General features: G+C 44.4%; 14 protein-coding genes. 4 read left to right on the forward strand and 10 right to left on the reverse strand.

Annotated elements, in window-relative coordinates; translation table 11 throughout:
- Window positions 1–125: 125 nt before the first annotated feature.
- Entirely contained in the window at window positions 126–2,198 is a 2,073-nt protein-coding gene (wsfD, locus tag DCC85_RS22160) for a glycan biosynthesis hexose transferase WsfD (protein WP_108467522.1), read from the forward strand.
- 88 nt (window positions 2,199–2,286) lie between these two features.
- Here wsfD and DCC85_RS22165 read toward each other — a convergent pair whose 3' ends face one another.
- The 4 genes from DCC85_RS22165 to DCC85_RS22180 form a co-directional block, all read right to left on the reverse strand.
- Complete coding sequence (locus DCC85_RS22165) at window positions 2,287–4,512, reverse strand: glycoside hydrolase family 3 protein (RefSeq protein ID WP_108467523.1); 2,226 nt, start codon at window positions 4,510–4,512, stop codon at window positions 2,287–2,289.
- Window positions 4,513–4,528: 16 nt separating this feature from the next.
- Window positions 4,529–5,812 carry an MFS transporter gene (locus DCC85_RS22170; protein ID WP_108467524.1) on the reverse strand — a complete coding sequence of 428 codons (1,284 nt, stop codon included), beginning with the start codon at window positions 5,810–5,812 and terminating at the stop codon, window positions 4,529–4,531.
- 202 nt (window positions 5,813–6,014) lie between these two features.
- Window positions 6,015–8,549, reverse strand: a complete 2,535-nt coding sequence (locus DCC85_RS22175; RefSeq protein ID WP_108467525.1) for a GH39 family glycosyl hydrolase — start codon at window positions 8,547–8,549, stop codon at window positions 6,015–6,017.
- A gap of 37 nt (window positions 8,550–8,586) precedes the next feature.
- Window positions 8,587–10,890, reverse strand: coding sequence for a glycoside hydrolase family 3 C-terminal domain-containing protein (locus DCC85_RS22180; protein ID WP_108467526.1), 2,304 nt, complete (start codon window positions 10,888–10,890; stop codon window positions 8,587–8,589).
- A gap of 201 nt (window positions 10,891–11,091) precedes the next feature.
- Between DCC85_RS22180 and DCC85_RS22185 the strand changes: the two genes are divergently transcribed.
- Window positions 11,092–12,336 (forward strand): AraC family transcriptional regulator, encoded by a 1,245-nt coding sequence (locus tag DCC85_RS22185; protein ID WP_108467527.1) that lies wholly within the window; start codon window positions 11,092–11,094, stop codon window positions 12,334–12,336.
- Between the two features lie 347 nt (window positions 12,337–12,683).
- On the opposite strand, the gene secA2 is transcribed toward DCC85_RS22185, so the two are convergent.
- From secA2 to DCC85_RS22210, 5 genes are all read right to left on the reverse strand, one after another.
- Complete coding sequence (secA2, locus tag DCC85_RS22190) at window positions 12,684–14,978, reverse strand: accessory Sec system translocase SecA2 (protein ID WP_108467528.1); 2,295 nt, start codon at window positions 14,976–14,978, stop codon at window positions 12,684–12,686.
- 92 nt (window positions 14,979–15,070) lie between these two features.
- On the reverse strand, window positions 15,071–15,781 hold the full coding sequence (locus DCC85_RS22195) for an ABC transporter permease subunit (protein ID WP_108467529.1): 711 nt from the start codon (window positions 15,779–15,781) through the stop codon (window positions 15,071–15,073).
- Entirely contained in the window at window positions 15,778–16,623 is an 846-nt protein-coding gene (locus DCC85_RS22200) for an ABC transporter ATP-binding protein (RefSeq protein ID WP_108467530.1), read from the reverse strand. Before DCC85_RS22200 ends, DCC85_RS22195 begins: the two co-directional genes overlap by 4 nt.
- Window positions 16,624–16,761: 138 nt before the next feature.
- Window positions 16,762–17,601, reverse strand: coding sequence for a LytTR family transcriptional regulator DNA-binding domain-containing protein (locus tag DCC85_RS22205; protein WP_234414276.1), 840 nt, complete (start codon window positions 17,599–17,601; stop codon window positions 16,762–16,764).
- A gap of 173 nt (window positions 17,602–17,774) precedes the next feature.
- The gene (locus DCC85_RS22210; RefSeq protein ID WP_108467532.1) at window positions 17,775–18,653 is read right to left on the reverse strand and encodes a helix-turn-helix transcriptional regulator; all 879 of its coding nucleotides are present in this window, start codon (window positions 18,651–18,653) and stop codon (window positions 17,775–17,777) included.
- Window positions 18,654–18,933: 280 nt separating this feature from the next.
- Between DCC85_RS22210 and DCC85_RS22215 the strand changes: the two genes are divergently transcribed.
- Window positions 18,934–19,677, forward strand: coding sequence for an SDR family oxidoreductase (locus DCC85_RS22215; protein ID WP_108467533.1), 744 nt, complete (start codon window positions 18,934–18,936; stop codon window positions 19,675–19,677).
- 91 nt (window positions 19,678–19,768) lie between these two features.
- Here the strand turns inward: DCC85_RS22215 and DCC85_RS22220 are convergent, their stop codons facing one another.
- Window positions 19,769–20,506 carry a histidine phosphatase family protein gene (locus DCC85_RS22220; protein WP_325048396.1) on the reverse strand — a complete coding sequence of 246 codons (738 nt, stop codon included), beginning with the start codon at window positions 20,504–20,506 and terminating at the stop codon, window positions 19,769–19,771.
- Window positions 20,507–20,662: 156 nt separating this feature from the next.
- Between DCC85_RS22220 and ant(6) the strand changes: the two genes are divergently transcribed.
- The gene (gene ant(6) / locus DCC85_RS22225; protein ID WP_108468016.1) at window positions 20,663–21,517 is read left to right on the forward strand and encodes an aminoglycoside 6-adenylyltransferase; all 855 of its coding nucleotides are present in this window, start codon (window positions 20,663–20,665) and stop codon (window positions 21,515–21,517) included.
- Window positions 21,518–21,667 lie beyond the last annotated feature (150 nt).

Here is a 21,667-nt window from a genome sequence, read left to right on the forward strand (position 1 = left end):
GTGGTACTTCCATTTCACCAAAGAGCGGTTTCTTTTTGTTTGACGACCGAAAAGTGTATTCAACAATTCGCTCGACAGTTTATGAATAACACCTTTCACTTTAAAGCCATTAAGGAGCGATTTTTTTGCTTAAATCCAACGTCACTCGCAACTTGCTTCTCTATATTTCCATTGTGATCGTCATTTCCATATTGATTTATGTACCCGTGACCATCGGGCTTGCCGATAATTCCGACTTCAACCGGACAATGAACGCGTTTGGGCTGTCATCCAGCAGTGGGATCAAGTATTGGAGTGCTGACTATTTGTACAAATTATCCGACCCCGCTAGTGTTACTCAGTATTTCAAAAATATATTTCTGCCTGTTAGAGACAACCCTTCGGAATATTACTCAACGCAATTCATATTTACGAAGATAGCGCTATTCTTTAACGCCTTAGTGGGCAATCTTTTACATCATGCCCCCAACTTGTTTCACCTATTTTTTCAAACCGTACAGTATATCCTCATTTACGCCTTTGCCTTATTCTTGTTTTTCAAGAAAAGGTGGAAAGACAATAAATATGCTGATATTGCGGTTAAAGCTGTTTTTGCTTTGATCTTTTTAGATTGCGGCTACCTGGTTTATTTCAACTCTTTTTATGGGGAATCAACGACGCTTATTTTCTTGATTTTATCCTTTGTCCTACTGCTGTATCTTGAAAAAAATAAGAACAGCTACTGGGTCTATATCGGCTTGATCCTGTCTCTTTTTATTTTTTCCGGATCCAAATCAGCCAACTTTCCTTCAACTTTGCTGTTGTGTGTTCCCCTGGTATACTACGCGATCAAAAATGAAGGCATGAAGAAGAGAATCACAATCTGCAGTCTAGTTGTTGTTATGCTTATTGGATCCTACGGCTACGTGAAGTTAATCCCGGAATGGATGAAGAGTAATACCACCTTTCAATCTGTTTTTTTCGGTGTTCTATACGATAATCCATCGCCTGAGAAAGCCGCTCAAGATTTGGGTTTATCTCCGGAGCTGTCCAGGTTCGAATCTATGAACGCTTACAATTGGCAATCCTTAAGTTCGGATAGAAAGAATATCGATTTTCAAACTGAGTTTTATGATCGCACAAGCCAAATCGGAAATTTGAAATATTACTTAACGCACCCTGCCTTTTTCGCGAAGAAACTGGATATAAGCGCCGAGGCGGCTTTGCCCCTTAGGCCCACTTATTTAGCCAACATTCATTCATCTTCCCAGCAGGCGGATCTGCTAATCGATCATCGAATGAATATTTGGGAGAGCCTCAGGAAGAGCTTCTCAGGCTTTGCCTCTCTAGTTCTATGTCTGATCCTGGTCCTGTCTATAGCAAATGTGATTGCCTTATTCAGGAGAAAAGCCAGCTTATACAGCATCTTGCTGCGGTTGGTACTAATGGGTGCAGCAGCGGGGCAATTCATTGTCCCCATCCTAAGCAACGGTAACGCCGATTTGCAGAAGCATATGTTCTTATTCAATGTGCATTTGGATATCCTGATCATCGTTTTGCTGCTGGACAACCTTGATTTTAGGAGTCGTATATTTAGACGTGTAGGCATGGTCACCGCTGCTTTTTTAATGGTGATTGCCTTCTATCCGAGCAGACCGGAAACGCTAACGCTTGGCCATATAGATGGCAAACCCATTCAGTGGTATGTTTTGGAGCAGGATAAGGATTGGGTAAAGGTGATCGCTAAAGATGCTTTATATCGCAGCGCGTATGATGAAGTCTCTAGCGATTATACGAAAGCAAGCATTCATGAACGTTTGAACACCCATGATATGGATCAATGGTTTACGCAAGACGAGCGGAGCCGCATTCGAAATGCAGAATATTACGCGATAAGTAACGAAGGCAATTCGCAGCAGGCAGATGCGGGGGACCGGCCCCATTACTGGTTTTCATCCATAAAATATGCAGCCCAAGACAGTGATCGGGCATTTCGGCAAAAATACTCAGCTTATTTAACTTTGCCGTCAATAGATGATGTGCAGCATCTTTTTAACCTGTCTAAGACCGCTTCTGTATTACCCCATGATTATTGGCTCTCCACCCCTTATTACAGCAGCACCGACAAATCGCGAGTCGTTTCTTCCGATTACCAGGTGTATTATCGCAAGGTGGACACGGTACTGGGGGTGCGGCCGGTCATGTGGGTTAGGCGCTGAGCCAACCAAGCAAAGCTAAACGGCCTTTAGGGTCCAATGGAACTCAGGACTTAAGGCCGTTTAACTTTTCATGCTTTAGGTGATTCTCTTATTTTGATCCTGTTTTCTTATACTTTTTTGTCCGTTCATCCTCAATCGGACCGTCCCAGTTCAGCCCATAAGCAAAGTCGTAGACATGCCCTACTGCATCCGTATGACACTGCATATCGTGTGCCACGTCTTCGAATTGCTGCTCTACCGTCTGCATATTAGCTGGCATTTGGAAAGGGAGTAATCCGGTAGGCTCTGCTTTGCCGCTGATGATATCGAGCAGTGCTTGATCCTGCACCCCAAAGTTTACAAGAAGGCCGTCAACCTGGCTTTCAAACTCTGAAACCACAATAGGATTAGTCAAGAGCAGGGATACAATAACGGGTTTGCCTTTCATGAGTTCCTTTGTATTCAAAATCAAATCCAAGTCGCATTCGTTAGTTGTCCTAATCGTTTTTCCCTTGTAGGAGCGGTCACTGGCCAAGCTTTGCTCTCTTGCGAACTTTGCTTCATAAGGACGATACTGCAAGCTAATAGGAACAAAGCCGTTTCCGCCAACTGCTGCATCTTCATTGCTGTATCCAATTCCAGAATCAGGCCCGGATATGAAGACGAGCGCACAATCAGCTTCTTCCGGATTTTCAGTTACCTTGAAATACCTATGAACAAGATCCATATTTACAGGGGAGTCGAGTCGCTCTGGGATGGAGTTGCCGAACCAATCTTTTCTTTCCGGATAAAGCCGCTTTGGAACATAAACCGTCGTTTGAGGCTTTAACGGCAACACCTGATTTTGATTCTTTAATAAGACAACTGATTTAAGTTGTACTTTAAAACCTGCCTCCATAAATTCAGGGCATCCTACTGTGGCGACGGTTTCTCCCACATCTAAATAAGGATTCTCAAACAGCCCCAATCTGAAAATATTAATTAGCAAACGGACAGCCGATTGCTCCATTCTCTCGCGCATGAAGGCCTCTCCATGCTCCTTAACACCTATTCTATAAGCCTCTAAAATAGGCTCCATTTCATTATTGCCGCCAAATTGGTCGACACCGGCCATGATCAGTTTATAATGACGTTCAGCAACAGTTAGCTCCTCAACTCCCCATGGTTTCCCATCAATAAAGACATCCATTTTTCCGGAAAAGTCATGGGTAATATTCCAATCTGTACAAACCACGCCATCGTAGTTGTATTTGTTTCTCAACAGATCGTGAATGATGTATTTGTTGTAGGAATTCCCGACATTTTCACCACTCGGATCCTGATTATACGAAATGGTGTAGTACGGCATAACAGCTGATGCTTTTCCCGTTTTACCTTCAAGTTTGAAGGCTCCTTCTGTAAAAGGGATAAGGTGTTCGTCAAAGTTATCCCCCGGGTAAACGGCATACTTACCGGCACCGTAGTGAGCATCTCTTCCCGCTTCACCCGATCCGCCGCCAGGCCAGTGCTTAACCATAGCATTTACACTATGATAACCCCAGCCCTCAGCTATTTCAGCATCCCCATCGGAAGTTTGGAAGCCGTCTATATAAGCCCTGCCTATATCAGCCGAGAGTTTGGCATCTTCACCAAAGGTGCCGTTAAACCGGAACCAGCGGGGATCGGTGGCAATATCCACTTGTGGGGACAATGCCGTCGTTATTCCGAGTGCCCGGTACTCTCTTGCGGCAATCTCCCCAAACTTCTTAACGGCTTCCGGGTCAAAGGTGGCTGCTAACCCAAGGGGCTCCGGCCACATGGAAATATGGCCGCCCGCACCTTCATTAAATTCTTTACTGGAGTCTGAAGAATGACGGGGATCCGAGCTATTATTAACGGGGATTCCGAAACCCACTCCTTCTACAAATGCCTGCATTTCATTATTCCATTTCGCCGCAATTTCCGGTGTCTCTACTGAAGTTACCAGAACATGGCGCAAATGATCATTTTTCAAAAATTCAATCTGTTGGTCGGACAGCTCCCACGGTTTTGCACCGCTTTCGGCAAATGATCTGCCCCCATACGTACCGGATCGAAAGCCGCGGTCTGCAGCAGGAACAGACTGGTGTGAGCTGTATAACATTAAACCTGCGATTTGTTCCAGGCTCATTTTTGAGGCAAGGTCCTTCGCTCTCTCTTTGGGAGATAAACGCCAGTCTTTGTACTTTTCAAGTTTTCCGCTCTTGTTCAGATCTTTAAAGGCCAAACCGTCCTGATAGATGATCTCCACACCAGATGTTGTAGAAAGCCCGAGTGTCGGACCATTTGGGTTGCTAGTATATTTAATCAATTTCATCACCTTAGTTTCAAAATTAGTCGACAGAGAGGCCGAGATCGGATACTTCGGAAATTTTCGCCTTGTTATCCTGACCTAATTCAGGTACAGGAAGAATCGTAAGCCCGCCGAAGATTCCGACAATCCCTAAGAAAGTAAACATAAAGCTGTATCCGCCAATGGAAAGTAAGATCGGAGCGATCGCCGGAACAATGGATTGCGGCAAAGCATTAGCAATATTGATAATGCCTAAATCCTTGGCTGCTGTATCCTTTGAAGGAAGAACCCGTGTCACAAGCGCAATATCAACGGCCCAATAAACTCCCGCACCAATCCCATATAGAGCGTTTGCAAAAATCAATACATTAAAATGATAGCTGAAAGCGATTACAATTAAAGCAACAGCCATTAATAAACCGGATCCAAGTACAAATGGTTTTTGGATTTTTAATTTATCCGAGAGTTTACCGCATACAATGCTGGATACTACGATACAAATGGTTGAGACAAAGGTTAAGATCAGCATTTTCCCACTCAGATCTTCAGCTTTAATCCCGAATCTTTGCGTTAACAGGACTGAATTATAGTTTGTAGAGGCGATGCCCATCATGACCAGGAAGCGGGAAATCCAAGCCCACATGAACGGACGATGCTTTCTAGGGTCAGGGAAGACACTCCAGATGCTAAATTTTGTTTTAACGCTGCTGCTGGATTTCTTCTTAACCATATACTTACCTTCGCGAATCAGCATAAGAGCAACAACCGCAGCTACAACCCCAAATATAGCGAGAACCGAGAATTTGGATAAGTTCGATTGTTTGGACATGGCTGTCATAAGAAGCATGCCGAGCAAAATCGTTAAATTCTGCGTCATCCCCATCATGCCCGAGATGCTGCCTTTTTTGGAATCATCAACTTGTTCAGCAACCAACGCCATATTGGCCGACAGGGTAAAGTTATAAAAGCCTTGAGCACAGCACCAGAATAGGACAATTTGCCAAACTTGATTGGATAAGCCAATGCCTACTAAGGAGAGCCCGCCAAATACCAGACCAAATAAGATCCATGTCCGCCGGCGGCCTAACTTGAAGGTTGTGCGGTCACTGATAAATCCGGCTATCGGGTTGAAAATCAAAGCAAAGAAAGCACCAATGCCTGTAACATAACTTAGATTTGTTGCAACATGATCCGGGTCCAGGAAAGTTAACTTTAGGGTCAGCAGCACAACGATCGGCGTAAATAAAGCCAGATTGGCAGCAAAGTTCGATAACGTTAGACCTGTCATCAATCTTTTCAAAGGGGTTTGTACCTGTAAGTCCATTTGTCATTCCTTCTTTCATTAAAAATTAGGACTGCCACTATTCATTATCCGCCTCGATAAAAGTAAGCGTTTTCCTTGATGATTAAATTATATTAAAGGAGCCTATCCGCAGATAGGCTTCTTCTTACTTACTTCATGAGTTCATTTTAAGTTGTTTTGTAACCGCTTACCTTTATCTGCCATTTAAACCTTAAAAATTAACCTAATAAATCGGAAGAAGTTCCACTAAGGAAATCGCATGGGGCTCCAATGTTGAATTGTATGTCCATTTATCCTCGATTTTAAGGGTATGAACTTCACGCTTCGGTATGGAAATCGCCTTTAAATATTGAATATCATCCTGCTCAAGAGCTGCCGGAGCCCCCATCCTCACCCATTCATCAAAGCTGCTTCCATGTTCCCGATTTACGGTATAAGTGATAATCCGGTAATTTCCTGATGGGATTCCCTTCAGATCAATCTCCAGCCTCATCGTCTTCTCCTCTTTAAAGGCATTATAGCGATGCTTGTCACTAATAAAAGAGGCATCCCCTATAGCATATAGGTCATCAAAATGACAATAGTTATAGGTAAGGATCTGATAGCCCCTGTCATCTGACGTTACGACATACCCATCCCCTTGCCCCATCAAGGTATCCCCTAATTTGGCTAGCAGTTCATAAGCGAGCATTGCGGGCTTCGGTATGCCAAATTGAGTCATTAAACCAAGACCTCCATGGAATAATTTTGGGGATCCTGCTGTCTCCTCAATATTGTCGCTTAATACCCAGTAGCCGAAGCCGGAAATTTGGTCAAAATTTTCTACGATATTCTTAACAATATAAGAGGATTTATATAAGGTATCATTCGTTAAGTCCCGATGGTAAGTTGTAGAGTTCCATTCTGTTAAATAAACATCGAGATGAGATAAACCCAGCTCAGCTACTCTCCCTTTTTCCTGTTCGAGCGAAGTCTTTAGGAAATCAGGGTTAGGCGATATACCTGAAAAATTGCTCAGCATATTCTCATAGGTTTGAGTAATGAACATTTGATTCGCATTATCTGAATTCAAATTCAATTCTTCGTGCGGATAGAAGTGAATCGGGAGGAAATCCGGGAGGCAGGAATGTTCCTCACAATAAGCGAAAAAGTCAGCACCATACTCGTTGGACTTAAAGGTAATGATTCGGCCAGGGGCCCCAATTTGGAGCTTTGGTGATATTCCTTTCAGTGTCTCATAAGTCCTCCGGTAAAATTCCTGATATTCCTCTTTGCTCCCCGACCAAAATACATAAAATTCAGGTTCATTCCAAAACTCAAACCGCCAGCTTTCGACTTCCCTTCTTCCATATCGATTAAAGCAGTTGTAAATAAACGCCTCTATTAATTTGCACCACTTGTCTAATGACCTTGGAGGACTCGTATAACTCGGTTTATAGAATACGGTCTTTGTCGGATCACTTGCTAATGCTGAAGGCATAAATCCAAGCTCAACGAAGGGTTTCAAACCCATCGATAATAAGAAATCAAACAGCTCATTGACATAACGAAAATTAAGCAGAGGATTCCCTTTGGAATCCTCCTGATAAACCAACATGTCGTCATCAAAGATCCCATGGAAACGCAGATACTCAAAGGGACACTTCTCCTGAACATAACGTAATTGCTGCTGCACATCCGCATAAAGCCCTTCTTTAGCCTTACCTATCGTAATCAAAGCCTTCCATGTGTGCCTCAGCCTCTTGGCCGAATGAGAAGAGACCATCACCTCATGACTTTTGGTGGTCGTGGCAGGTAAATAAGGTCCTTCAAAAGACGTCTCCCGCTGCAAGTATTTACTGATGATCCCCAGCGCATTGGATTGGTTGAAGGCCAAGTAATTGGGCATTCCATGATTTTGTTGCCTTTTCCGGGCATGATCCGGTAACGAGTATTGTTGTCTCCTATAGTCACTTGGAGTCATATGGTATTTATTCTTGAAGGCTTTATAAAACGACTTGGTTGTAGGAAAACCATGTTTCTCCGCAATCGTAGTGATAGGAAGGTGTTCGTTATAAAAGAGATCCTCAACAGCATTCTTTAGACGTATATCTGTTAAGTAGGTTTGAAAATTCAACCCGATATTGTTTTTTATAAAGTTGGACAGATATGGCACAGATAAATACTCTTGTTCGGCAATGGTTTGAAGGGAAATGGGCTCTTTGTAATGCTCTTCAATATAGCTTACAATTCTCAGCATTCTGTCTTTATTCTTTTCGCTGATGGAACCCTCTGCATTCAAGCTTTTAAATTGATGGATCAAAATGGACAATACACTTAGCATTCGTGAAGACATATCCAGGGAATAGGTTTCTTCGTGTTTATATTTGAGCTGGACCATTTCCGCAATAAGCTTACGGATTGCATACAAGGCCACCTTGTTATCTTTGTCTACGGAGTTAGAGTTGAGTTCAAAATTAAAGGAGTCAGCACCTCTTATATTTTCCCTTAGATAAGGCAGCGGAAGCTGAATAGTCACAATAATATTAGGCTCTTTCTCAATGACCTCATGGACATGGCCAATATTAATAAGGAAAATATCCCCCTCGTATAAATGGGCTGTATCGTTATTTACATTGACCTCAAGGGAGCCTTTCAGCACAAAGATAATTTCTATACTATTGTGCCAGTGGCTTGGAACATAATTGACCGAGTGAAGGGCCAAATCAAAAGGGAGATTGTTATCTTTCTCAACTAGCTCAAAAATCGAATTCTTCATTTCTTCATGGCTCCTCACTCGTTTTTTCTTGTTGTTCTTACTTCGCCGTGCCCTGGCTCTCCTTGACATCGTTCAGTTGTTGAATCATTTCAGTCAGCATTTGTTCCGTGAAATGCCCCGCACTAAAGTTGGACAGCGCGCGCAGCGGCATATATTTCATCATGGCTGCCGTCATTTCGGCTGCCTCATCATCCTCATCCGGAATATTGGCCAGAGGGTTATTTTCATTGACCTTAGCCAGTAATTCAGTGGCTACGGGGTTGAGAACAGGATCATCTAATAGATCACCGACAGTTGTGTTACGGTCAATCTTTTGCTCAATTGACACAGTAGAGATAACGGTAATACTTTCACTTAAGCGGATGTCTTTAGAAGAAGCACCCACTAACAGTTCGAATTCACCGGATTCGACATGCCAATCCTTCAGGCCCGTGTTATAGTAAGCAAACGCCCTTTTATCCAATGTAAAAGTGACGGCCTTTTCTTCCCCTGGCGCAAGGTCAACTTTGACAAAGCCTTTTAATTCCTTCTCCGGGCGAACAACCGTACTTTCTACGTCCTTTACATAAAGCTGTACAATTTCTTTGCCGGCTGTCGTTCCTGTATTTTTGATGGTAAGCATAACTTCTACCGTATCCGTATCACGAATGGTTTTCTTATTCACAGAAAGGCCGCTATACTCAAAGCTGGTGTAGCTCAATCCGTGGCCGAACGGGAACAGCGGCTCCACATGTTTCGTATCGTAATAACGATAGCCAACAAAGATGCCCTCTCTATATTCCACTTTGTCGCCTTCACCCGGGAAGAATAGGTAAGAAGGATTGTCGCTTAATTTTCTCGGAAAAGTTTCAGCCAGTTTCCCGTTTGGGTTAGCATCCCCGAATAACAGGTCCGCAACTGCCCCGCCGAGAGCTTGCCCGCCAAGATACCCTTCAATTAATCCCTTCACCCGGTCAACCCACGGCATTTCAATCGGCGCCCCGTTGCTAATGACTACAACAAGATTTTGCTGTACTTCAGAAACGGCTTCGATTAAGGCGATTTGATTGGCAGGAATGCTTAAATGCTCACGATCATACCCTTCTGATTCATAGCGATCAGGCAGACCGACAAAGAGAACCGAAACATCAGACTTCTGAGCAGCTTCTTTGGCTTCTGCCAGCAAGTCAGCATCGATCTTGTCGCTTTCCACATCAAATCCCGGAGCATACAGGACTTTTCCCTTGCCCTCAAGTTTCCTTTCAATCTCTCCCAAGCTATGTTCAAGTTGAGTTGGATTGACGTGAGAGCTGCCGCCGCCCTGATAACGAGGGTTTTTCGCAAACGCACCAATAACAGCAACGGTACCCTTTTTTTCAAGAGGAAGAATCTGAGCCTCATTTTTGAGAAGGACCATACTCTCCCGTGCGACTTTACGTGCAAGCTGATGATGGCCTTCTTGATCATAGGTTGCATTAGGCTTCTTCTCATCCACTGCGTTAAAAATAATGCGAAGCAGACGCTCTGCAGCACGGTCCAGGACTTCCTCAGGAAGCTCACCTGCCTTAACAGCCGCTATGATCTTCGCTTCCCCAATTCCGAAGCTTGCAGGCATCTCAAGCTCCAGCCCGGCTAGCAAGGAGGCAACGCGCTCGTTAACCGCCCCCCAGTCGGAGACCACAATGCCTTCAAAGCCCCATTCTTCTCTTAAGATATCACCAAGTAAGGTTTTACTCTCTGAAGCATAGACACCGTTAACCCTGTTATAGGAGCTCATTACGGTCCAAGGCTGAGCCTCCCTGACAGCGGTTTCAAAGCTGGCCAGATAAATTTCTCTTAAAGTCCGCTCATCAATCTGAGCATCTACAGACATCCGCCGGTGCTCCTGGTTATTGGCCGCAAAGTGCTTCAGGGAAGAACCCACCCCCTGACTTTGAACACCCTTAATGTGGCTTGCTGCCATTTGGGAGGATAAATACGGGTCTTCGGAGAAATATTCAAAGTTCCGACCGCAAAGCGGGGAACGTTTAATGTTGGCACCAGGTCCAAGCAGAACAGCGACATCCTCAGCCTGACACTCCTCACCAAGCGCCTGCCCGACCTGATAAATCAGATCCCGATCCCATGAACAAGCAAGACCAGCAGCTGATGGGAAACAAGTTGCTGGGACACTGGCATAAATCCCTAGATGGTCAGCACCTTCTGCTTGCTTTCTGAGGCCATGGGGACCATCCGTTACCATCAAAGATGGAATCCCTAATCTTTCAATTCCTTTCGTATGCCAAAAGTCCAGTCCGGAGAAGAGGCTTGCCTTTTCCTGCAAAGTCATTTTTTTTATGAGGTCGCTAAGATTACGGGTCATTTTTGAATCCTCCCTGTCCATAGATGAGTACTAATTAGAAAGAAAGCGTTTTCTTTTGTTAAATTTTAATGATTTTTAGACTTCATTTATGGTATCTTTTTTATAAAATTTGTATTAATTTTAGATCATTTACTTACAAAAAGACGGTTTAACTTAGGGCGAGTCCAGATTTAGACTTTAACCTTTTAGGAGGAAAGTTCAATGAGCTTCGGATTTAAGAGCACTCATAAGGTATGGGAGATTTGTCAGCTGCTTTCAGAGTCTTTTGATATTCCCTATGCCTTTTTTGATAAAAATAAGGATCTGATCTTTAAATGGCCGATAGGAAGCAACCTTCCATACTTTGAGTCAGCAATCACCAAAACCCATCCTGAATATTTAACCATGGAAGTTACCTGGCCGGTCATTGTAACCCTGAATCATTTTGAGACCTTTATCTTTTTGCGATTAATTGAAGATACCAGAGATTTTGGTACCCTTGTTATAGGGCCAACCCTCCCTTTTAGACTTCGGGAGGACCAGCTCACTGGATTTTTAAATGATCTCGGGGGCCAATTGAATAAGGTAACGTACTTTTCTTATTACAATTCGTTAACTGTGATCGGTCAGGAACAGCTCAAGTCAATCGGGATGATGGTCTACTACATGATCTATGGGAAACTCATTACTAAAGACAAGGTGGAGACGCGGAAAATTACTGAGGAATTTGAAGCGCAGGTAGAAAATCCGGATGTTGTGGTTGCAAGAAATCGGGAAAGGAACACCTTACATCATGACCCGGCCTATGACGCAAAGCTTTTTCAGACCATTGAAAGGGGAAATAAGGAGGAACTGCTGAGCTTAATCAACCGGCTCCCTGAAGGCCAATTAGGTACGTTATCCAAGAGCAGCTTTTTGCGGAGTAAAAAAAATCTCGCTATCTCTGCCATAGCCATAGGAACTAGAGTTGCGATCCGCGGAGGGCTGTATTCCGAAATTGCTTTTACTCTTAGCGACCTTTATATACAGAAGGTAGAAGACGTTACCCACCCTGAAGGGGTAGATCAGCTGTTGGAAGAGGCTTTATGTACATTTGCAGACCGGGTCAAACAGTCCATCGAACATCTCTACTCCAAGCCCATTTCAAAGTGCCACAACTTTATTTTCACCCACTTATATGAGCCTATTTCGCTTGATGATCTGGTCCACCATGTCCATCTTCATCCGAGTTATCTATCCACCTTGTTCAAGAAAGAGGTTGGGATGACCGTCAGTGAATACATTCAGGAAGCCAAAATTAAGGAGGCGAAGCATTTACTGGATTGGACAGATTATTCATTAACGAAAATCAGTACCTTACTCAACTTTACAGATCAGAGTCACTTTACAAAAGTATTTAAAAAAATTACAGGCATTACCCCTAAAAAATACCGGCTAACGGGCAATGAGCGTTCTATCTCTAATTAGAACTAAAACCTATGTGGTGTCAGGCTATTTAGAATTGTTTAGAACTCATATTCATGTTACAGAGCTTAATACACTCTTGGTATCTTCCAATTCAACTGTGCCTTTATTGGATATTAGAGTAATTGTGACCAAAATATTACTGTGGTTCCAGAAATGAAAGGATGCCATATGCAATGAAAAATCTTGCACTTGACCGCTACTCGGATATATCCGCCTTCCTATACAGCCATCACTTTGCCGTCCGGTTTCAGCGCAACGTATAACGGCGACCCGCCCCTAGGGTAACTTTAGGCCCTCGTTTCACCTTTAGCATCGCTTCTTTCAGTGAATTGTCTTTCAGACCTGCATCAAAATTTTGACCACCGGAATACCGGCCTCAACATCTTGCGTATCCAAAAAGCGATGATCGTCCCTGGGCCCCATGAACTGGGATTCTGCAAGTACTCCTTGTATTGATCGTTGATGATATAAGTTCGAGTGGAAGCAGGATTTCTCAGCCCGAACTTTTCCCACATCCCCGGATCATTCGAACCTCGGAGCTTTGCAAGCATATTCGCCGACTCTCTTTCTATTTTAGCCTCGATTTGCTCATAGGCTTGGATGATTTGCGCATGGAATTCGGCGATCGGATTGCGATTAACAAGGCTCGTCAAATGAATGCCTTCGCGAATGTAAGAGACGTATGCCAGATGGTCAGCCCAGAACTTGTCGATATAATAGAGCCGTACCCGCTGCTCCGAAGGGCTCATAGGCATCTCCCCTTTCAAAATTCCGAGCCGCTCCTTGTATAGCATCCGCCTCTGTTCCTCCACCATATCCGAATAACAGTTCAGTTCCTGGTGGATATCGAAGTTTTGGCCCATAATCACGCGCTGAATATGGTCAATTTTGCTGCGGAGTACCGGCTCTTCGAGAGCCTCATCCTGCCTGAGATTGCGATAGGCAGGCGGAATCGCCTTATCGATGCCGAACTGAAGGAGCAGCTCGTCCTCCAAGCTTACGAAGATAACGGAAGCTCCCGGGTCGCCTTGGCGGCCGGATCGTCCGCGCAGTTGGTTGTCGATCCGCACGCTTTGGTGCATATGTGTACCAATCACGTACAAGCCGCCCAGCTTGGCGGCAACTTCCGCTTGCGTAGGGTTGCCCCCGCCGAGCCGAATGTCAACGCCGCGTCCCGCCATATTTGTAGACACCGTCACGGCGCCGATTTCTCCCGCCTTGGCGATGATCTCTGCTTCTTTTGCGTCGTTCTTTGCATTGAGAACGTGGCAAGGTACGCTGGCAACCGCTAGCGCCTCCGCCAGCATGTCAGACTCTTCGACGCTTGATGTACCAATCAGAATCGGACGTCCCGTCCTATGGACGGATGATATTTCTTGTACAAGCGCCTTGAATTTGGCTTCTTTATGGGTATAAATCCGATGCGGATGATCGATCCGTATGTTTGGCCGGTTCGGTGGGATTTGCACGACTTGCAGCGCATAAATAGCTTCGAATTCCATTGCAGAAACTTGCGCGGTCGCCGTCATTCCACAAATCTTCGGGTATAGACTAAGGAAGTGTTGAAGGGTGATCGTACCGAGGATTTTCCCGCCAGCTAAGGGCTGCAGCCCCTCTTTGGCCGCGAGCGCAGCTTGCAGCCCGTCCGGCAGATGCCTGTTCTCTGCCACACGGCCGGTATATTCGTCGATCAGCTCAATTTTCCCGTCCCGAACGATGTAATCGGCGTCTTTTCTTAATAGCAACTCCGCATGCAGCGCGCAATTTAACGACGATAACAAATGACTATTATGGCTTTCGTACAAATTGCCACATCCCAGCAGCGACTCCACTCTTGCAGCGCCCGCTTCATTCAAATAAACATTCCGCTTGAATTCATCGAAGTCGTAATGCTCGTCTTGCTTAAGCTGCTTAACCACTTCTGCGAAGTGAATGCCATCGCTCTTGGAAGAGCCCGGCTCACCGGCGATGACCAGCGGTACTCGCGCTTCGTCGAGAAGCAGCGAATCCGCTTCGTCGACGATGACGTAGTGAAAAGGACGATGCACAATATCGGCTTCATCCATTGCGATCGAATCGCGCAAATAATCAAATCCCGCTTCTTTGGCTGTAACATAGGTTATATCCGCGGCGTACGCTTCCCGTTTATCAGACAAACTCATACCCGCTTGCACCGATTTTACCGTTAACCCGAGAAAGCGATAGATCGGGCCCATCCAATCCGCATCTCGACTTGCCAAATAATCGTTAAAGGTCAGCACATGAACGCCTTCTCCAGTTAGCGCATTTAGATATGCAGGCATAACTGCAGAGAGCGTTTTTCCTTCGCCCGTATGCTGCTCGATCAAAAATCCCTCGTGCAGAGCGATGGCAGCTATAATCTGGACATCATAGGGCTTCAATCCGAGCGTTCTCTTGGCTGCCTCACAGACTAGCGCATAAGCATCAACAAGCAGCTCGTCCAAAGGCGTACCCGATTTCGCTTCCTTTCTCAGCTGAAGGGACTCCGCTCGCAGCTGCTTTTCGTCCCATGCTTCTAAATTCCGTTTCCTGATGAGCTCCACTTTATCCCGATAGCCTTTCAGCTTATACTGGTTGCCACGGTCTTTAAGTTCTCGCATGAACTTGACGGCTAAATTCATCTGAACTGGCTCCCTCCTCAGTAGAAATGCACGATTCTATAGATATAGAGGCTACCCAGCATGAAGTCAGATGAACTTTTGTATTCTCCCCTCTACTCATCCTTTAACCGTCGTTGGTACAGAACCACAGATACAACCGTTAGCACAACCGCCCATACCAAAATAATAAGGAGGGATTTTAATAAATCTCCCATCGTAAAGACGGTACTACGTATTTCTAACAAATGCACAAGTTGGACGCTTGGCGCGTACTCCAGCATTTTGAAGATCGGAAAATGATCCGCCAGTAACACCCCCCACGGTGCCCCAGTAAATACGAGCGCCACAGGCATTATAGATAATGAGGCTTCAAGAACCGTCTTGGAGAATAAACCACAGATCGTCCCGGCGGCTATGTATAGAATAATCGAAAGAATTACTGCTGCCACAAACGCCCACATACTAGCTGGCTCATAGCCCAAGATATACGTAGAAACTGCCAGAACAACAGCAGACATTACAAAGACTAAAGCACTTTTACCGATTAAAACATCCATGGTCGTGGCCGGCGTCATCATTAAAGATCGTAAAGTGTTACGCTCCTTTTCCTCCGCAATCAAGCATGCTTGTGCTAAACTCGTTAGTATCACAAACGAAGTATTTAGGAGAAAGCCGATCGCTCCTGGCAAGGACGGGCCTGCACTTCGAAAAAGAAATGCGAAGAGAATAGGAAAAATCAGAATAATGGAGATCGCATAATTGCGTGAAAATTCTTTGTAATCCTTCACGAATATCGCACGCATACGTTTTATTGAGATACTCATAGTAACTCACTTCCTGTCATTTTAATGAAGATATCGCCCAGGCTTGGCTCTTTCGTTTCCAACCGATCAATGAATCCTCGCTTCATCCAATCAGCGATTTGATCGGCCGTTCGCTCATTGATTGGAAGCTCATAGGCCTCCCCATTGAGTAGCTCAACACAAATTACGTTCTCCCGATGCTGCTTCTTAAGTTCCTTTGGAGAGCCGATGGCTTGAATTTGTCCCTGATACAAAATCGCTACCCGGTTACATATCAATTCTGCCTCAGCCATATCATGCGTTGTTAAAAAAATTGTTGTCCCCTTCTCATTTAAGTAGCGTAAGCCTTTATAAATATGTGCTGAGTTTACTGGATCTAAAGCCGAAGTAGGCTCATCCAAAAATAATAACTCCGGCTCATGAATCACCGCACATGCCAATAAGACACGTTGACGCATCCCTTTCGATAAGCGATTGACTTTCTTGTTGCGCTCTCCGCTTAAGTTAACAAACTGCAGCACCTTATCAATTGAAGATTTAGGAAGATCATATAACCTACGATACAGCTCCAGATTTTCCTCGATCGTTAATCGCTCATATAAACCGCTGTTATCCGTCAGAATCCCAAAGCGCATCTTCTGTGCAGACTGATGCATCCTCTCTGCCGGCTGGTTAAATACGCTTGCCTGTCCGCTTGTCGGATTTAATTGCGCCGTTAAAATCTTAATTAATGTCGTTTTCCCCGAGCCGCTCGGACCCAGGAAACCAAAGACTTCCCCTTTCGGAATGGAAAAGGTCACGTCTGCTAAGGCATCCTTATTTCCAAATCTCTTTCGAATACGTTCTACTTGGATAACATCCATGAATACCACTTCCTTGAAGTTGATGCCTTAAGCATATAAAGACTGCATGCTTCCAGCCATCAAAACCCGCCGAAATGTAGCTGAAATCGCCTGAATGGTACCCTGGAATGCTTGACCGGTTCGATATTGCCCCGGAAATTAAATGTTAAGCAGTGCTTTTAATTCCTGCAATTTTGAACGGGATAACGGAACCACAGCATCTTTCCCCGTATTTAATCGCAAGCTGTAGCTATTCTTCGTCCATGTAATAATCTCTCTTACTTTTTGCAGATTAACGATGTAGGATCGATGGCACCTAAAAAATCCGAAGTTTAATAATCTCTTCTCAAGCTCGGTTAGCGTCAAAGCACAGACATAATTTTCTCCACCTACATGTACAAGGATCGAACCATCTACACTCTCTATGTAATCAATTTCAGGTGGATCAAATAAAATCACTTTGTCATTTCTTTTCGTATGAATCTTCTGCAAGGTAATATTGGCCCGATCTTGTTCCTGCTCTTCCTGCTTATCCTCTTCCGAGTCCCGAATATCCAGTGGATGAAATCCGAGCTCGTTCAATCGATAAATAGCAGCACAGGAAATCATGGCATCCTCTAAATTCGAAGTTAATATTAAAATCTGCTTTTCTTGTGAGAGGTCATCCAAAATCCGTATAAAATGACGACGTTCTTCTTCCTCCAAGTAAAAATAGGGTTCCTCCAACACAACTGTAGGCTGATGCGCAAAAAAGACACGCAGCAATGTCACATACATCCGTTTCGAGGGACTTAGATTCTTGACTTTTACTTTACGCTCTTCCCTTAGGGCAAAATAGTCCAATAAAAAAGCAACGCTCTCATTCCTCTCCGTCACATGGATTAGAAAAGTAACCAGCTCTTCCACCGTTAGACGCATATACTCGTTTTGCCCAGCTCGGAATAAATAATATTGGGAATGATCTGCTAATTGGTTCATTAAAAGCTGCTTGCGCTTCAAGTCTGTTATAATGCCAATCGATTGGTTTGATGTCATATTTAATTCGATCTTCGGTAGAAGTAATTCCCCGTCATCATATATAGGTTGTAATTGCATGCCGTCCTCCTAGTCAGTGCCGCTATAGGATATATATAACAATTATAATCTTACCTAAAATGACCGATTGCCTCATGCTAAACTCTTTGAGAGGATTCAAGCTGCTCTGAAAGCTGGACTCGATAGTCCATTAACAGCCGCTGCATCTTTTCCACCGTGCCATCTTGATGGGGGACATGGATAGAAACGGTCAAATTGGAATCGTTCAAATACTGGAACGATACAAAATCAAAGTTCAAAATCCCAAGATTCGGACACTGCAGTGCCTTTATAGCATCAATGGCATCGAGAACCTCATGGGCGTCCCAAAATTCCCGAAACTCGCGGCTAGCCTGGCAAAGCGCCTCGAACTGCTCAGACCACCAAGGGTCGTCCACATGCCTGGCATACCCGGCATGGAATTTTGCAGCGATCCGCCGTGCATGCAGCTCCCATAGATCCCCCTTGAGGAAGCGAAAACGGGGAGAAGTAAAAGTCATCCAGACAAAATTCCGCTCCCTCTCAGACATAGCCTCAAGGTCCCCGTTCAATGCGCAATAGGCTTCATTCCAAGCAATAATGTTCATACGCCCATCCATAGCATTCGCTGGAGACAGATTTTGGCTATCCAAAAAATGTTGAAGCGCAGGTGTTATCTTAGAAGGCTGCTTTGTTTCGATCAAGGGAATCTGCTTACGTGCAAGATAGAACAGGTGCCTGCGTTCCGATTCATCCAACCGCAGCACTTCCGCTATTCGTTCCAGAACCTCGGTAGATGCGTTAATATGACGCCCTTGTTCCAAGTAGGTGTACCAATCCAATCCTACATCTGCCAACATAGCAACCTCGCCACGGCGAAGTCCGGGTGTCCGTCGTCGTCCGCTCTCCGGCAATCCTGCTTGCTTAGGCGTTATTCGTTCACGGCGTGTGCGTAAAAAACGGGACAATTCCTCGTAACGATCTAATTTGTTAGACATAATCCCCAATCCTCCTATCTATTCATGAACATAGGATTCCCGATCCTACGATAACCAGATCTCTCCCTAACCTCGTTATATCCCTATACACTAGTCTATGTTCACTTTAAGGGGAATAGCAAGAATGGACCATTCAATCCAATCTCATTGAGGGAGAAAGAAGATGCGGTAAAACGCGCGTATGATTTCAAAGGGGACATTTCGGGGATCGTAGATAATGGATTACCCGATTGCTTAACGCGCGCCCCTTATAAATTTTTTAACAAAGGAGATAACAGAAATGGATAAGAAGCTTGCCGGTAAAGTTGCTTTGGTCACCGGAGCATCCAGAGGAATCGGCAGAACCATAGCCGAGTATTTAGCCCATCATGGCGCCAAGGTGGTCATCAATTTTGCCAATCGTGCAGATCAGGCCGCAGAGGTTGTACAGCATATTCAAGAAAATGGCGGAGAAGCGGCGGCGATTCAAGCCGATATTAGCCGTTTGAGCGAGTTGGAGAGACTCTATCAAGAAACACTTGAGACGTTCGGAAAGCTTGATATTGTGGTGAATAACGCGGGGATTATCATCACAAAACCTATAGGCGATATTACGGAGGCGGATTACGACCAGCTATTTGCGATTAATGTCAAAGGGACCTATTTCTCATGCCAGCTTGCCGCCAAGCATCTAAGTCCCAATGGCCGCATCATCAATTTCTCCACATCAGTGGCAGGTCAGATGTTCCCGGCCTACAGTCTGTACGCTGGCTCTAAAGGAGCCGTCGAACAATTCACGCGTCAATTGGCTAAAGAGCTTGGAAAGAAAAATATCACGATTAATGCTATAGCGCCAGGCCCTATTCATACCGAGCTTTTTACGGTTGGCAAAACACCCGAACAAATCCAGGGGCTTGCCAACATGAACGCATTCGGGCGTATCGGAGAAACCGAAGACATTGCAGGTATAGTCCTCTTTCTGGCGAGCGCAGAATCACAGTGGATTACGGGGCAAACACTCCGCGTGAATGGCGGTTTTATTTAAATGGCCCGATAGCTCAAATTGAGCTGTCGGACCACGTCTTGTCACACTGAAGTCTTGGATTTGCTGAACAGCAAAATAACGGCAGCTATGCCTATCTATAAAGTAGACCTAACAATTCGTCTAAAGTGAACCTGCCTACAACTTCAAACCCATTGCCCTGCCCTCTTGGTTTTATAACTACAGTGCCTAAGTTTGGGATTTCCCCTAATCCAATACCTTGAGGGAAACTGTGAGCAACGATCACCTTGTTGGTCTTAGGAGGCGGTGATGCTTCCAATTTAGAAGTTAAGTCATTCAAAGTCGCTTGCTGCTCGGCAGGAGGCAAAGAACCACTTAAATTATATATTTTAACCCAGAATGGATCAGCCTGAACTTTGTCCTCACCAAAAGCCAATGCTGCGGTTTCCTTTGTCCGGCAGAAGGGACTTGCGAGAACAGGGGTCTGGATCGGAATTTGCAAACTACGCAGTGCCTCGCCAAATTTTACAGCCTGCCTTCTTCCAGCCTCGGGGAGATTTCTTTGGGTGGAGCAATCATTGAAATTGATATTCGGTGAATCCTCTCCTACTGTGGCATCCCCATGCCTTACATAAAGAATATAACCTCCCTGTCGAAGTGAATTTAGCAACGAGGGGTCTACTGGCCTTGACTTCAAAGCACCTCCTGACGCTCCAATCGGTTGTGTGAGAATCATGAGGAGTACACAAAAGATACTTATGGAAAAAAATCTTTTCATTTCTTCAAAATCTCCTTTAGGCACGTATTTACCATGAAATAGTGTCTGCAAAAGGGCGGAAATTAAAACAGGTACAGGAATATAAGCAACCAAGGATCTGGAACCTTATTTAGCTTGGTTCCATTACTTTAGAACAGCAAGGAGTACGAGAACACCATGTCGAATAAGGAAGGCATGATCGTGGGTTCATGCATGTCTTTTCACGATAAATTTCACAAAAAGAACACGTCTAGAAAGGAGCTAACTGTATTGAGAAGTGAACAAGAAATGATGAATATCCTTCTAGACTTTGCTAAAAATGATGATAGGATTCGATTGGTGACTTTGGAAGGGTCACGTACTAACAAAAATATTACACCTGATACATTCCAAGATTATGACATTTGTTACTTTGTAACAGATATGGACTCTTTCAAGATGAATGATCAATGGCTTCAGGTTTTTGGGAATCGTGTTATGATGCAAAAACCTGAGGATATGGAGCTCTTCCCCCCGGAATTAGGTACTTGGTTTTCATATTTAATGCTTTTTGAGGATGGAACTAAAGTGGACTTAACACTTATCCCCATTCATGAGGTGGAAGACTACTTTACCCATAACGACGGGTTAGTCGAGGTGTTGCTCGATAAGGATGCTCTAATCAAAAATGAAGTGATCGCAACTGATCGCCAATACTGGATTAAGAAGCCAACTGCAAGGGAATTTGATGATTGTTGTAATGAGTTCTGGATGGTTTCGACTTACGTTGTAAAAGGATTAGCGAGAAAAGAAATACTGTTTGCTATTGATCATTTAAACGAAATTGCAAGGCCAAATTTATTGAGAATGATGGCTTGGAAAATCGGATCAGAGCAAGGATACACCTTTAGTTTAGGAAAGAACTATAAATTTATAAATCGTTACCTCCCAAATGAGGATTGGGAGAAACTCCTATCAACCTATTCTGAAAATGGGTATCAGAGAATGTGGAAGTCTTTATTAACTTGTTATGAGTTATTTAGAAAATATTCAAAGGTTGTATCAGAAGATCTCGGATATAAGTATCCAGATTACGATGAAGCCATTACCAAGTATACGGATCGTGTCAAATCGCCTTACTTATGAAAGGTTCAGCTTAACGGATCCACCGGCAAAAAATAAGGGCACCTAAATGGGCGCCCAGATGGATCAAAAGAAGCTAAAAAAAACGCGTCCTCCAAGGGAGAACGCCTTTTTTAAACAGCTATATAGAATGAACTATTGAAATGAATGTTG

It is taken from the genome of Paenibacillus sp. CAA11, from assembly GCF_003060825.1.
In the GTDB taxonomy this organism is placed as follows: Bacteria; Bacillota; Bacilli; order Paenibacillales; family Paenibacillaceae; genus Fontibacillus.